Source organism: Marinibactrum halimedae, from assembly GCF_021234875.1.
Lineage (GTDB): Bacteria > Pseudomonadota > Gammaproteobacteria > Pseudomonadales > Cellvibrionaceae > Marinibactrum > Marinibactrum halimedae.
Genome location: NZ_JAJQVM010000046.1, coordinates 16,721 through 30,579 on the forward strand (window position 1 = coordinate 16,721; position 13,859 = coordinate 30,579).

Annotated in this window: 13 protein-coding genes; 4 read left to right on the plus strand and 9 right to left on the minus strand. The window is 47.1% G+C overall.

The annotated features are described in order from the left end of the window. Positions 1–21: 21 nt before the first annotated feature. From LU351_RS18845 to LU351_RS18855, 3 genes are all read right to left on the minus strand, one after another. Complete coding sequence (locus LU351_RS18845) at positions 22–1,383, minus strand: lipoprotein-releasing ABC transporter permease subunit (RefSeq protein ID WP_232595653.1); 1,362 nt, start codon at positions 1,381–1,383, stop codon at positions 22–24. Then, complete coding sequence (gene lolD, locus LU351_RS18850; protein ID WP_232595663.1) at positions 1,373–2,047, minus strand: lipoprotein-releasing ABC transporter ATP-binding protein LolD; 675 nt, start codon at positions 2,045–2,047, stop codon at positions 1,373–1,375. Before lolD ends, LU351_RS18845 begins: the two co-directional genes overlap by 11 nt. Positions 2,048–2,208: 161 nt before the next feature. Continuing rightward, on the minus strand, positions 2,209–3,489 hold the full coding sequence (locus LU351_RS18855; protein WP_232595654.1) for a lipoprotein-releasing ABC transporter permease subunit: 1,281 nt from the start codon (positions 3,487–3,489) through the stop codon (positions 2,209–2,211). Positions 3,490–3,627: 138 nt separating this feature from the next. Between LU351_RS18855 and LU351_RS18860 the strand changes: the two genes are divergently transcribed. Then, positions 3,628–4,281, plus strand: coding sequence for a PilZ domain-containing protein (locus LU351_RS18860; RefSeq protein ID WP_232595655.1), 654 nt, complete (start codon positions 3,628–3,630; stop codon positions 4,279–4,281). A gap of 170 nt (positions 4,282–4,451) precedes the next feature. Continuing rightward, complete coding sequence (locus LU351_RS18865) at positions 4,452–4,883, plus strand: hypothetical protein (RefSeq protein WP_232595656.1); 432 nt, start codon at positions 4,452–4,454, stop codon at positions 4,881–4,883. A 107-nt stretch (positions 4,884–4,990) separates the two neighbouring features. On the opposite strand, the gene dnaQ is transcribed toward LU351_RS18865, so the two are convergent. The 3 genes from dnaQ to LU351_RS18880 all read right to left on the minus strand — a co-directional run bounded on the left by dnaQ (position 4,991) and on the right by LU351_RS18880 (position 7,212). Next, positions 4,991–5,713: a DNA polymerase III subunit epsilon gene (gene dnaQ, locus LU351_RS18870; RefSeq protein WP_232595657.1), complete on the minus strand. Its 723-nt coding sequence runs from the start codon at positions 5,711–5,713 to the stop codon at positions 4,991–4,993. Between the two features lie 50 nt (positions 5,714–5,763). Further along, on the minus strand, positions 5,764–6,195 hold the full coding sequence (rnhA, locus tag LU351_RS18875; protein WP_232595658.1) for a ribonuclease HI: 432 nt from the start codon (positions 6,193–6,195) through the stop codon (positions 5,764–5,766). A 75-nt stretch (positions 6,196–6,270) separates the two neighbouring features. Then, positions 6,271–7,212 (minus strand): class I SAM-dependent methyltransferase, encoded by a 942-nt coding sequence (locus LU351_RS18880; protein WP_232595659.1) that lies wholly within the window; start codon positions 7,210–7,212, stop codon positions 6,271–6,273. Positions 7,213–7,425: 213 nt separating this feature from the next. Between LU351_RS18880 and gloB the strand changes: the two genes are divergently transcribed. Further along, positions 7,426–8,274, plus strand: a complete 849-nt coding sequence (gene gloB, locus LU351_RS18885) for a hydroxyacylglutathione hydrolase (protein WP_232595660.1) — start codon at positions 7,426–7,428, stop codon at positions 8,272–8,274. A 438-nt stretch (positions 8,275–8,712) separates the two neighbouring features. Beyond that, positions 8,713–10,350 (plus strand): lytic transglycosylase, encoded by a 1,638-nt coding sequence (locus tag LU351_RS18890; RefSeq protein ID WP_232595661.1) that lies wholly within the window; start codon positions 8,713–8,715, stop codon positions 10,348–10,350. Positions 10,351–10,576: 226 nt separating this feature from the next. On the opposite strand, the gene LU351_RS18895 is transcribed toward LU351_RS18890, so the two are convergent. From LU351_RS18895 to LU351_RS18905, 3 genes are all read right to left on the minus strand, one after another. Further along, positions 10,577–12,007: an HDOD domain-containing protein gene (locus LU351_RS18895; protein WP_232595662.1), complete on the minus strand. Its 1,431-nt coding sequence runs from the start codon at positions 12,005–12,007 to the stop codon at positions 10,577–10,579. 141 nt (positions 12,008–12,148) lie between these two features. Beyond that, positions 12,149–13,462 (minus strand): IS4 family transposase, encoded by a 1,314-nt coding sequence (locus LU351_RS18900; RefSeq protein WP_232595664.1) that lies wholly within the window; start codon positions 13,460–13,462, stop codon positions 12,149–12,151. A 165-nt stretch (positions 13,463–13,627) separates the two neighbouring features. Then, positions 13,628–13,859, minus strand: a 232-nt coding sequence (locus LU351_RS18905) for a hypothetical protein (RefSeq protein WP_232593427.1), incomplete at its 5' end; no start/stop codon positions are given.

Below are 13,859 nucleotides of genomic sequence, written 5' to 3' on the forward strand. Positions count from 1 at the left end.
ATCAATAAAGAAAAATGACCATCAGATATCTAATCGTAATGCTTCGGCGGGTTGAACCCGGCTAGCACGCCATGCGGGATACAAAGAGGCCAATATGCTTAATGTGATGGAGACAAACGCAATAAACAGTAGGTCGCTAAGGCGAATATCCGTCGGCAAATAACTCACCGGATACACATCAGAGCGCAGTATTTTGGTGCCAATGACGTTTTCAACCAACTCCAACAAAGGTTGTGCGCCAAAGGTTAAGAGAATGCCCACAACCAAACCAACGGCCGTCCCGACAATGCCGATCAAACCGCCTTGCACCATAAAAATGGCCATAATGTCACGTCGGCCCGCACCCAATGTACGCAAAATGGCGATATCACTGTGCTTATCGACCACCGCCATCACCAACGTTGAGACGATGTTAAAGACCGCAATGCCGATAATAAGCACCAACAATAGGTTGACGAGGCTGGTGGACATTTGAATCGCGTGGTGAAGATTGCCATGCGTGCGCGTCCAATCGCTGGTGTAATAGCCATAAGGCAACTCGGACATAATCTCGAACGACAATTCAGGCGCTGAAAACAAATCTTGAATACGCCAACGAAAGCCGGAAACCTTTCCAGGGAAAGCAGATAAGTCCGATGCTGAATCAATGTGCATCACCCCAAAAGAATGGTCTAACTCTGTGCCGGTGTGCAGGATTTCAATAAGTTTCAACCGACGCACGCCCGGTGCCTTCCCGGCTCGGTTGGGTTTTGGCACCACCAAGGTCAGCCCATCACCCACCTCTAAATCTAATGAATTGGCCAGCCCGGAACCCAAAATAATGGCATGGGGTTGACCTGCCAATGAGGCCAGCGCTCCCTCAGACAAATAACGGTCTACCCCAGAAACCGCCGGCTCTAATTCTGGGTCAACGCCATACACCAATGCCGGTTTGGCTTCGTTATTGATGGAAATCATGCCTTCTAAATGCACAAAAGGGGCAATGGCCTGAGCCGATTTCGCCGCCCGAAGATCCAGCATCTGCTGATAGGCAGTAGGCCAATCTTCAACCCCTTCACGGTGATACACCGACACTTGTGGCATGACGGACAGAATACGTTCACGTAGCTCTCGATCAAACCCATTCATGATCGACACCACCACCACCAGCAATGCCACCCCCAATACCAATCCAAAAATGGAGATGGCCGAAATAAAGTTCACAAGCTTGTTGCTGCTTTTCGCCCCCGCAAATCGCAGACCCACGTACCATCCGAAGGGGCTGTTCTTTTCAGAGATTTGTGTAGACGATTCGGTTGGGTCTATGTTTTTAGAAACGCTTTTTAAAACGTTTTTAGCCTCGTGGTTAGAAGCTTTGTTAGAAGAGGGGCGATTAAATGTCATGCAAACCGCCATCGGCCAGTCGTAAACACCGATCCATCGTTGCTGCCATTGCCTCATCGTGGGTGACAATCACAAAGCTGGTGCCCAACTCTTGATTCAGCTGAACCATCAATGCTTGAACCGACTCAGCGGTATGGCGATCTAAATTACCCGTCGGCTCATCCATCAAGACACACGCCGGGTTGGCCACTAAAGCACGAGCAATGGCAACCCGTTGACGCTCCCCACCAGATAATTCCGAAGGCTTATGGGACAAACGTGCGCCTAACCCCACTTGGGCTAAGAGTTTTTCAGCACGCTTTATGGCATCTTGCTTCGGTAAGCGTGCGATCAACAGCGGCATCATCACGTTTTCTAACGCCGTAAATTCAGCCAGTAGATGATGAAACTGATAGACAAATCCCAACTGCTGATTTCGCAATACACCACGTTGGCGCTCGCTCATCTCAGAGAAGCATTCACCATTGAGCCAAACACGACCTTGGGAGGGCAAATCTAACCCACCAAGCAAATTCAATAAGGTGGATTTACCGGCACCTGAAGCACCAACAATAGCCACACGCTCGCCTCGGGCAATCGTCATGTTTACATTGGAGAGTACGGTAACCTCCTGCGGGCCTTGGCGATAGACTTTCGATAAGTCTTGGCAGGCGAGAACGGACATTTCTGGTTCGTCTGCATGAACGACTTGGTGAGCGGGCACAGATTCCTGCTGCTCCATGGTTTTCCTCTTACAGTGACGGTTTTCTAGATGACTGTTTTCTATCAGTACGATGTGATATTAAAAAACACGGCGTTTAAAAATAAAGACAGCCCATAGGTGAGCTACTCATACCTCAGCGCCTCAGCCGGTTGGATTTGCGCCGCTCGGTAGGCGGGGTACAAGGTGGCTAACAGGCTTAATGCAATACCGGTAGTACAAACGACGACGACGTCTTGCCATTGCAAGACACTGGGTAAATGAGCCACGAAAAACACGGTAGGGTCAAACAATTGCACACCGGTCACCGACTCAAACCATTGCATCAAATCACTTAAATACGCAGCAATCAAACTGCCTGAAACGGCCCCGCACACAATACCAAACACCCCCACTGCGGTGCCTTGTACAACAAAAATGGCCATTATCTGCTTTGGCGTCATCCCCAGTGTTCTCAGAACGGCAATATCGGCGCGCTTATCCGCCACCATCAACACCAAGCTGGTAATAATATTGAATGCGGCAACGGCTACAATAATCATCAGCAGCGAGCCAATAATGACTTTTTCCATCTTCACCGCTTGAAAAAGGCCACCCTGTGTTTGGCTCCAATCCTTAACCTGCAAGGCACCTCCAGTACCTTCAGTGTGATCTGGAGAAAAGGGGTTTATGAGAGCCTTCGCGGCCTCCAACGTGGCTCCGGCGGTATAGATATTGTCGGTGCGAACTCGCACACCATCGACTTTACCACTCTTACGAAAGAGCTTAGCGGCGTCTTGCACGTGCACCAACGCCAGGTTTTGATCCACTTGGGCACCGACTTCAAACACCCCTATTAATTTCACCCGTTTTTGACGTGGAAACACCCCTGCCGGCGTAATGCTCACCTGGGGTAAAGTCAGCGTCAGAGAATCTCCGATATTCACGCCCAGGTAACGGGCCAATAAACGGCCAATCACCACCCCGTATTCGCCTGGGGCCAAATGCTCTAACTTGCCCACTAACATGCTGTCTGAAACCCTGGACGTTTGGGCCTCAAAGTCTGGGTCAACCCCCTGCACTTCCACCCCTTGAATACCATAGCCATAGCTAAGCAAGCCATACCCTTGTATATAAGGTGAAGCTCCTTCAATGCCCGGAACGGTCAGTGCCTGGACTTGCAAGGATTGCCAATCTTTCACGCCTTCTGGGTAAGTGATAAATCCGTGGGGCACCACACTCAAAACGCGCTCCTTGATTTCACGGTCAAAACCATTCATCACCGACAACACCACAATCAATGCGAATACACCTAATCCCATTCCAAGAAAGGAAAACAAGCTCACAAAAGAGATAAATTGATTACGGCGCTTGGCACGGGTATAACGCAAACCGATAAAGGCAGGAACAGAAGAGAAAAGCGACATAAGATCTCAGTCGTGGTGCCCGGTTGGGCTGCTATGTTTAAAGAAACCACGCCAAGAGACGTGCTGTAGTTTGTATTTAATCGTGTGTATTAATAAAGTGTATTTCGTTGTTTGCCCCAAAAACCATCCTGAGTAGTGATGATGAGTGACGATGTTATTCAAGACAATCCGATTAATGATAATCGACGACAGTCTTACCGTATTGAAACCAAAGCCATTGTCGATGTGAAAGTGTTGGCAGACCAAGTTCTAACAGACCAAGTTCTAACAGACAATGAATCCATCAACGCCAACCCACACGATTACTTTCTGGATTCGGCCAATATCCAGCTGACCCAAGAATATCGAGAGCTACAACAGCAAGCCTTGAAGCGTGTGAAAGCGTTAAGTGATGACCACCCAGAGCTTGGCGAATACGCCATGATCGTGCAAAAACAGTTAGATGTATTGGTGCAGGCTTGCTTATCCAATAGCGCGGATCAACAACAAACCACCACCGTCAATCTTTCTCCCACAGGCTTGGCTTTTTCCAGAGAAAAACCTCTGGCCATGGGCACATTACTGGCTCTGCGCTTCACATTGCTGCCCGAATACCGTTCCATCTGCTGTTTTGCCAAGGTCACTCGCTGCGAACAAATCCTGGCTCAGTCCTTTGAAATCGGAGGGCAATTTATCAATATCGATGAACATCAGCAACACATCATCAGTCGACACATGATGCAAGCAGAGCGGGAACAACGACGAAAAAAGACCGACCAAACCGAGGGCATGTGGGCAGAACGCCAGCCATGACTCTCTAAACCAGCCATGGCTATCTAAAAAAGGGCTAAAACAGAATTTTCCAAAGCGAGATTCATCTTCACTAATCACCCCGAAAACATTGACAGCTTAAGCGTGTGGCAACATTCTTAATGGGTAATTTATTGACGAGAAATAAGATTGAATAGGAACTCAGTTTGCCAATGACTCTTTATATCGACGACGCCAAACCCTGTAGTAAGCGCTCTAAAAGACGCACCCACACCTCGCAAAAAATCAAAGCCATTCCTATGACACAGACTTCCCCACTGAGCCGCCAACTTATCGATAAAGTATTAGTGGCCATTTCCGTGCTACTTTGCCTGATGACTTTCGCTTTATTTACTCAGAAAGCAATGGCCGAAAAGATTGTGGTTCCCATTGGCCAGCAAGGAAAAGGCAGTGTACTGACCCCACGATTGGGCATGAAAAAGGTCGATGTAGAACAACAATTTGGTACGGCCAAACAAATCAGTGGCCCGGTGGGCAGCCCCCCCATCACCACATGGGAATACGACGACTTTTCCGTGTACTTTGAATACGATGTGGTGTTGCACACAGTCGTTAAACACAAACCGGTTGCCAGTCACCCTTAGCGCATTCGTTATCGAAGCCCCTTCACAACGATGAATCAAAAAAGCCCAAGCTGAACTCATCCAACTTGGGCTTTTTTGATGATGTTTTGGTAATAAGGAGGGCACCGCTATTGCGATTCGAGCGCTCGCCAAACCACCCCTTCACTGGCCTTATCAATGGCCGCCAACTTTTCTTCGTGGGCCTGCAACTCCTCCTGTGAGGCTTTCATCACGGGTAATGGTGGACGACCTTGCGCCAAACGAATGATCTCCGTTCCCGCTGCTGCTCCACCAGACATCTCCTGAGACCCACTGCCTAATCCTAACGACGTCTGCCCACCCGTCATTAACAGGTAAACGTCTGCGAGAATCTCCGCATCAAGTAACGCGCCGTGCAATTCTCGCTGGGAGTTATCGACAAAATAACGCTTACACAAAGCATCCAGATTGTTCTTCTGGCCCGGATGTTTCTGTCGCGCTAGCGTCAGGGAGTCAACCACAGAACAGTAGTCTGTAATCTTACCCAAGCCGGCATTTAACAAACCAAATTCATGATCAATAAAACCCACATCAAATGGCGCATTGTGAATAACCAGTTGTGCGCCTTTCACAAACGCCAAAAAATCCTGAGCGATCGCACTAAAAACCGGCTTATCTTCCAAGTACTCATTGGTAATACCGTGCACCGCGATGGCTTCATCTTCGACCACACGCTGAGGGTTGATATATTGATGATAATGATTACCGGTCAACTTTCGTTCAACCAGCTCGACACAGCCAATCTCAATAATTCGATGACCCTGTTTCGGGTCAATACCGGTCGTTTCGGTATCTAACACAATTTGTCGCATAAACTTAAAAAAGACTCACTCAAAATTCGGATTGATTAACCCAGCAGCAACTAAAGGGTAGCGATGCCTTGGTTTGCTAATTCATCAGCAATTTCGTTTTCCCGATGGCCACTGTGGCCTTTCACCCACTTCCATTGAATGGAATGCTTTGCCGCTTCAGCGTCCAACGCTTTCCAGAGATCATCATTTTTGACGGGTTTTTTCGCCGATGTCCTCCAGCCATTTTTCTTCCAGTTGTGCATCCACTGAGTCACCCCTTGGCGCACATACTGAGAATCCGTGGTTAAAATCACTTCGCAAGGGCGAGTCAGTGCGGCTAAGGCCTCAATGGCAGCTTGTAACTCCATTCGATTGTTCGTGGTGTTCGCCTCGCCACCACACAATCGCTTTTCGACATCGCCGTAACGCAGCAACGCCCCCCAACCACCCGGACCGGGGTTGCCCTTGCAAGCGCCGTCCGTAAAGATTTCAACGGTTTTCAAAAATACCCTTCCCAACTTTTTATCAATTTTGGCTTATTGTGAGTCATAACCACCACCAGATGCCACACTCTGAACTCACTCTTTAAGCTTTGTCGGCTGACTAGCACCTTCAGAACCAAGATTATCGACTCGATAATCATCCACCAAATAAAGTGAAGGTCGTTGTCCCACTGCTTCTCGACAGGCTTCGGGCACTCGGGACGCTACTTTGCCAGGAATCACCTGTAATGGATTGATGGATGTCCAACTGGGTTTAATCGGGGTAACTGCTCCCACGTGTTTTCGAGCAACGACTGCATAAAACCCACCCAAAGGCCAATATATTTTTTTAGCCAGTGCCTCAACCCATTGTAACTTTTGCAAACTGGATTTGTGATTAATAGGCGGAACAAAGAGTCCTCTCTGAGTTTTGACCGGTTCAAAATCCAGCAATCTGAGCCAATCCATCAATCGTCTCAATCTAATCGTATTGGCCCTATAGAGAGGCTTACGAGACACTAAATTGCTCAATTGTCGCCCAACACCAAGCAAGCTGACCGGGTTAAAGCCCACAATCAAGACATACCCATGAGGAATGACCACCCGGGAGACTTCCCGCAACAATTTATGAGGCTCTATGGCGAAATCTAAGACATGGTGCAACACAGCGACATCCACTGTGTCATTAGCAAACGGTAAGCGCTCGAAACTCGATTGCGAATGAATGATGGCATTATTGGTTGAACTGGCATCCATAGGATGCAAACCAAAACAATGGTTAATCATACTGGCGCCAAATAATCGCGCCTGTCGGTGCACACTCAACTGTAAAAGGTGGTACCCGAATAAGCAGTTTAACGACTCATCAATGACCTGTTGCTCCGCCTGCAAGAGCTGTTGACCAAGCGGGCTCTCAAACCATCGCTCCACATCTGGCACGGTCTTAACTAAATCGATGGCGCCAAACTGGTCTGACCACCATTGCATTAGTCGCTGCGTGGAACTTTGTTGTATTGCACTATCCATCTTTGACGACATAAACAAGCCTCCTCCTCAAGCAGATAGACCTGTCAAACTCAATATTCTCTACTTCACACCCTGTACCCGTAAGGATTATACGCACCACCTTTGAAAATCACGAATTTCGCAACATCAACCTTGTTAAAATACCCACACTCACCACATAAACCTAAGGCACCACCACAATCAGGATACAAAAAATCAAGACAAGACAAACTAGGACATCACATCATGACAACCGATAGCCTTTTCCATATCTCCCCAATTCCCGCCTTTTCCGATAACTACATATGGTTGATTGAAGATAAACAAAATACCCAGCGTTGGGTGGTCGATCCCGGCTCGGCTGAAGCAGTGATTGACTATTTTGAAGAACACCAACTCAATGGTCTTGCGGGCATTTTAATTACCCATCACCATTTTGATCACACCGGCGGGATCTCAAAATTAGTGGCATATTTTGGAAAGATCCCCGTGTTCGGGCCAAGTAACCCCTCGATAAAAGGCATTACTCATCAACTAGAAGACGGCGATAGAGCCACATTGAGCGAGGCACTGACTCTAGATGTTATAACTGTTCCAGGTCATACACTGGATCATATTGCGTACTTTACGCCAGGATTACGGTGCCAAGCAGAGAATCAAGTGCCAACTCAATTCACACAAGATGAAACCCGGCCCGTTTTGTTTTGTGGCGATACTTTATTTTCCGCTGGATGTGGTCGGTTATTCGAAGGCACCGCCTCCCAAATGCGCCGTTCTCTCCAAAAACTGCGCAACCTCCCAGAATCAACCTTGGTATTTTGTACCCATGAGTATACGACGGCCAACCTTGATTTTGCCCGCGCCGCAGAACCAGATAACCCTACCATCACACAGCATCAAGCCTATGTGAAACAACGCAGGGAGCAAGGGCAGCCCTCTTTGCCCACAACAATCCAACTAGAAAAGCGCATTAATCCTTTTCTACGCTGGGATAGCCCTTCCATCATTTCTTTAGTTTCGATGCGATCTGGCACACAGATTAAAAGTGCCGATACCATATTTTCCGAAATACGGTCCTGGAAAGACAATTTCTGAGAAGCACGTCTAATTGCGTAAGCGGCGCCTAAATTTGACCGATGGCGCCCAGACTCATAAACTCCGAATTTCGAATTTCATGTTTTCTTAATATTTACTTTTGAACTATGTCTTGAACTATGTCATGCAACAGCGTTCTTTGGTCAGTGAGAAGCCTTGAAATTCTGCAGTAGGCGAAAGCCCTTCTAAAACCAATAAAACAATAAATCCATCGGCCACTGATAGATGCCGATGGGAAGCGCCCTCGCTGTTCGACTCCCCCTCATACCTTAGCGGGAAGAGTCAAAGGCGATCGCCAGGACGGCTAATTCCACAAGGAAAATAAACAAGGGTCAAAGAGCCAAGGGGCTTTAAACACCACTACAAAGTGTTGAAAACCCCCTAAAAACCTTGGCACTTGATATCAATGCCGTCAAAGAATTGAAAGAAGTAAGTCTTATGCGATCGACACCAACACTAAAACATGCCATCACCATGAGCCTTTTGGTTTCTGTTAGCGCCTGTAAACACCCCTTATTAAAAGAGTCATCCAGTTCACCCAGGCCATCAGTCGCCAAAGAACAGCATTCAACCAATCCCTTCGATATCATCACACCAAGTATTCCCCATTCCACATTAGCTGCTGAACCGGTGGAACACTTGGATGCCATCGAAGATGTCATCATTTGGGATCGAATTCGAGCAGGGTTTTCACTCCCCGAACAAAACAATGCGCGAGTAGCACAATATATTAAGTGGTACAAAAAGAACCCTCTATACATGCAACGGGTATCAGAAAGAGCTCGCCCGTATATGTATTACATTGTCGAAGAGCTTGAAAAAGCCGGATTACCCTTAGAACTTGCCCTGTTACCGGTTGTAGAAAGTGCATTTGACCCTTTTGCCTACTCTCATGGACGTGCGGCAGGTATGTGGCAATTTGTACCGGCCACCGGTAAAGCATACGGACTAAAACAAAACTGGTGGTACGATGGACGCCGCGATGTTGTGCAATCTACCCGTGCCGCCATCGAATACCTTTCTTACTTGAATAATATGTTCGATGGGGATTGGATGCTTGCCCTCGCCGCCTATAACTCGGGCCAAGGTAATGTCTTAAAGTCGATCCGCCGGAATAAAGCCGCGAAAAAGCCCACCGATTATTGGTCTCTTCGCCTTCCCAAAGAAACCGCCGCTTATGTGCCACAACTCATCGCATTGGCTCATATGATTGAACACTCGGAACAATATAAGCTCAAGCTTGAACCCATTCCAGATCGGCCTTATTTCGCCTCAGTGAAAGTGGATTCTCAAATTGATCTAGCCCAAGCAGCCGAGTTGGCGGAAATCGATATGGATGAGCTTTATCGACTAAACCCTGGATTTAACCGTTGGGCCACCGACCCTTCCGGCCCCCACGAATTACTTGTCCCTTTGTTGCAAGCCAATACATTTGAAAACAATCTGGCCTCAATTGATCCAGAAGAGCGAGTGACTTGGAACCGATACAAAATCCAATCTGGCGATTCACTCTCTCGAATCGCCAAGAAATTCAAAACCAATGTGGCCACACTCAAACAGGCCAATAACTTGAAAAATGACATGATTCGAGTCGGTCAGACCATGATGATACCCATGGCAAGTCAATCATCAGATCATTATGCTTTAAGTGCCCCGGAACGTTTAAAAAGGAAGAAAAGTGGCAAAAGCCAAAAGTCAGGGTTAGTTAAGATTAATCACACCGTTCGCCCTGGTGATAGCTTGTGGAAAATTTCACGCCTTCACAACGTCAATGTAAGAAGCTTGGCCAAATGGAACGGCATGGCCACTACCGATCCACTTTCCGTCAATTCTGACTTGGTCATTTGGAAACGAGCAAAAGCCTATACTCACCGAGAAGGGGACAACAATCGTAATAACACGGTTAAAAAAGTTGCTTACAAAGTACGGTCTGGCGATTCCCTCTCCAGAATCGCCAATAAGTTCAACTTAACGATTACCGATATTGTTCGTTGGAACGAATTGAAAAAAGCCAGCTATATTCACCCAGGGCAATCTTTAACTCTTTTCGTAGATATCACCAGTACATCTCTGTAATGGCCTTCAAATCAGCGGTTCTTAGATTTAACCGCTCCTTTGAATTCTCAGCAGCTTTGAACACTTCACTGCTGCAACCCGCCCCATTATGAGGTAATAACAACACTCTGGAGCAATAATACTCCACAACCCTTATCACACAACAACCTTTACCACAGACTGGCCTTGCTCTCTGTGGCAACTGACTTTGTGGAAGCTAGCTTTGTGGAAACTAACTTTGTATCAACTAACCTTTCGTTTTGCCTGCCAACAATTTTAATGTCGAGTTCAGCTGTTGAATAAAGTGAGTAAAGTTATCAAATTGCTCAGAGTCTAACTTGCCGCCTCTGTCCCAACGATCAGCATAAAATACGGCCACATCTCTTGAGCCCAATCTCACTACCGACATAAATGAAGGATAACAACCAATCACCGATCTCAACACATCCGTGTACAACTCTAAATTTTCAACCCGCCCCGATTCCCCCAGCCAAATAGGGTGTCGCCGGGAAATAGCATAATGAAACAGTGTGCCTTGCTCTGAATTCAAATTGATACGTATCTTCTCTCTCCATTGGGACGTGCCTTCACCTAATACATAGCGGGCAAACAGTAAATCCTTCTGGATAAAACACACCATGACTCGCTCAAGCCCAACTCCTCGATGAAGCCCTTCGAGTACCATTTGAAAAGCCGTATTTACATCCAGCTCACTAACTGAGCTGGATAACTCACGAAGAATATTCAGTTGCAATTTAGGGTCTGAATCCAAGACGATCTTCTTCGATGATCGATCCGAAACAGAACCTTCTTTTTCACGTCCAGAAGGAATCAAGTGGCATACTTTCGCAGCCCCGAAGCTAACAGCTAATGCCACTGCCTCATCGGCAGTATCCCGGCAATTCACAATGACTTCCCGCACAGGTTGTTTTGTAAACTCTGCAATACGCGCCATAACCCCTCTCGCTTCAGTACTATCCCAGCCATTTTTCGACGCTCTGGATAGCTGATCCGCTAAACGCACGGCTACAACACAAGCACTGGTATTACGGCCCGCTAAGGCATCTTTCAGGGTATCGCCTAATTTCCATAACTCGGCCAGGCCTCGAGTAATTTGTAAAAAACTCGCGCCCAATACTTCTGTACTGGCCTCTTTCAAGGTCAAATTACTTTCCCTAAGAAGACGATCCAGTTCTTCTGCTTCGGGGCTGGAAGAGGCCCAAAAGGCCATTTCACCTAAATGAAACAATAATGTCGCAATAAATGCCTGTTCTATATCATGCGCACGACCACCTGAAAGCATCGTTCTTGCCTGAGAAGCGGCATGAAACGCATCGGCCATGCATTGCAACAAACGATTGCGGGTGTCACTGGCAAGCAAGGTTTCAATCAGCATGAGCGAAATGCAAATGGCCCTCACCCCATCAAAACCGATCAAAACAATCGCTCGACTGACGGTGTTTACCTTGATACTGGTAGGGTTGTATTGAACACTATTCGATATTTTTAATACTTGAGAGGTCAAATTAGAGTCCCTCAGTATCACCTCAGCCAAATGATTAACGCTGGAATCATCATCACCCGTAAGATCATTTAGCTCTTTCACAACGGTCGCCAAAGCAGGCATCTCAACCTGACTCAAACGCTCTACCCAACTACGCGCACCACCTGTCGCCATTAAATTCCCCTAAACCACATGACTATTTTCCAAGTGTAGAACATCGACATACAAACGCAGCCTAATATGAAAACTTGGATTAAGACGAAAAGAAGATGTATTTTTTACACAAAAAAGCCGCGATAAAAATAGTAATGCTGTTCACTTAAGCGGAGCCGGATATCGGGTTTTTGATATCTTCACCGTTCGAGGCGTGGTTGGCCTCGAACGCCTTTCCAAAAATAAACTCCCTATCCCTGATCTTAACTCCGACAACCGTCGACCTGTTCCAGATAGTGGATTGGATGCCGCCATGACGATTAATTGGACGGCGATATAATCACATACCGCCTTAAAACGTATATCTGAGGGTGATCGATCAAATTGAATGGCTGCCATAGCCGCTTCGCGCCTGATGACGTTGTAACTGAGCAATAGCCCCCACAATTCTTGATAGACAAGATCTACCTTTTTACTTCGCAACGTGATCGCGTTGCCCTGCATGGAGCTTTTTATATCACGAAAACCTAGTTCGATTTCCCAACGCTCCTTATAAAGAAGTGCGATAGCTTCTGCGTTGTATTCAGTTGCCGGTAACGAGGTGAGGATGGTCTTATGTCCAGTCTTCGTTTTATACGTTACACGACGAGCTTGCCACGTTTCACCTAGGTAGGGATGCTGTTTTCTTGCTTGGGGCGACACTTTCATTTCCACAAGCTCATCGCCTTCATCATAGGTATCGATAACTTTTTGGATAAGGCCTTTTTTCTCTGGAATAAGCCAGTGTCGATCATCGCCCTGATGAATCAGACTCAGTAAATTAGCGCTCCAAAAACCTTTATCTAACAGCGTGATGAAACGGCTGGGTATATGGTTAATAAAGGTTTCTGCTAGCGGAATTTCACCTCTCCGATAAGGGCTTACCTGTGCATCGACTATTATGTGAGAGCGCACGTTCATCAGTGCAACCAGTCTCAGCATAGGAAATGGGGTTTGACGTTTTGTTGACGTATTCCCAGAGCCGAAGTGCTCTCTCAATTCTGGTGTGTCGTGAGTACGGAATAGCGCCCCATCCATTGCAAACACCTGTAATCCGTTCCACTCATCTTCAGGATAACGCTCGTGTCTCCAGTGCCCACCGGTCTCACGAAAAAGCCACTCGACCGGCTCCGAACCTAAACGCTGGCGGGCATGGCTGATACCACTGCGCGCGAGTAAGCTGTCTGAAGCAAGACTCTTTGTGCAGATATTCAATCGGCGTGCGACTTCATGAACTGGCTCCTCTCGGAAAATGGCCATACCAAGCACCAGCCACAGCACTTGATCTGACGGCAGTCGTCGTCTTCTTATCGTTGCAGACTCCGATAACCTCAGGGCTGATTCAACCCATTTGACTGGAATGTTGTGAGTAAACGAACTTAGGTTAGAGAAGTTAAAGAGGTCCCTGAGGTCTAATAAATCGTGCTGGAAAGGCATAAAAAAATCCGAAGTCATTTCTAACTTCGGATTTTCTATTAAGCCAACTTTATACTCAAATACTTAAGTGAACAGCATTGCGCCATAAAGGCGGGGAAAATTACTCACTTCTTACTACTTCTCACTCACTTCTTACTGACTTTGCCTTACTTGGTGTTGCCCTACTTAAAAAGCGCTGGTTAATACATTCATGGGTGTAGCGTTGATGCTGTCAACAGCCGCTTCAGTTGCTCCGGCGGTGGTGTTTTCGCTGCGCTTGTAGCCCCACAGGGTGTCGAATAAGCCAGGCATGTCCATCATTGCCGGTTGTGATAATTCGTCGATCATGTGGAACGTCTCGTTAAAGCTTGGGTCAGTGTGGTATTCCGCCAAGTTCGCTTGAGGTGCGTAAGACACG

Coding starts and splice junctions, on each gene's coding strand:
- LU351_RS18860 (WP_232595655.1), top strand. CDS start 3,628: ATGATGAGTGACGATGTTATTCAAGACAATCCGATTAATGATAATCGA.
- LU351_RS18895 (WP_232595662.1), bottom strand. CDS start 12,007: ATGGCGACAGGTGGTGCGCGTAGTTGGGTAGAGCGTTTGAGTCAGGTT.
- LU351_RS18865 (WP_232595656.1), top strand. CDS start 4,452: ATGACTCTTTATATCGACGACGCCAAACCCTGTAGTAAGCGCTCTAAA.
- LU351_RS18900 (WP_232595664.1), bottom strand. CDS start 13,462: ATGCCTTTCCAGCACGATTTATTAGACCTCAGGGACCTCTTTAACTTC.
- LU351_RS18880 (WP_232595659.1), bottom strand. CDS start 7,212: ATGTCGTCAAAGATGGATAGTGCAATACAACAAAGTTCCACGCAGCGA.
- dnaQ (WP_232595657.1), bottom strand. CDS start 5,713: ATGCGACAAATTGTGTTAGATACCGAAACGACCGGTATTGACCCGAAA.
- lolD (WP_232595663.1), bottom strand. CDS start 2,047: ATGTCCGTTCTCGCCTGCCAAGACTTATCGAAAGTCTATCGCCAAGGC.
- LU351_RS18845 (WP_232595653.1), bottom strand. CDS start 1,383: ATGACATTTAATCGCCCCTCTTCTAACAAAGCTTCTAACCACGAGGCT.
- gloB (WP_232595660.1), top strand. CDS start 7,426: ATGACAACCGATAGCCTTTTCCATATCTCCCCAATTCCCGCCTTTTCC.
- LU351_RS18855 (WP_232595654.1), bottom strand. CDS start 3,489: ATGTCGCTTTTCTCTTCTGTTCCTGCCTTTATCGGTTTGCGTTATACC.
- LU351_RS18890 (WP_232595661.1), top strand. CDS start 8,713: ATGCGATCGACACCAACACTAAAACATGCCATCACCATGAGCCTTTTG.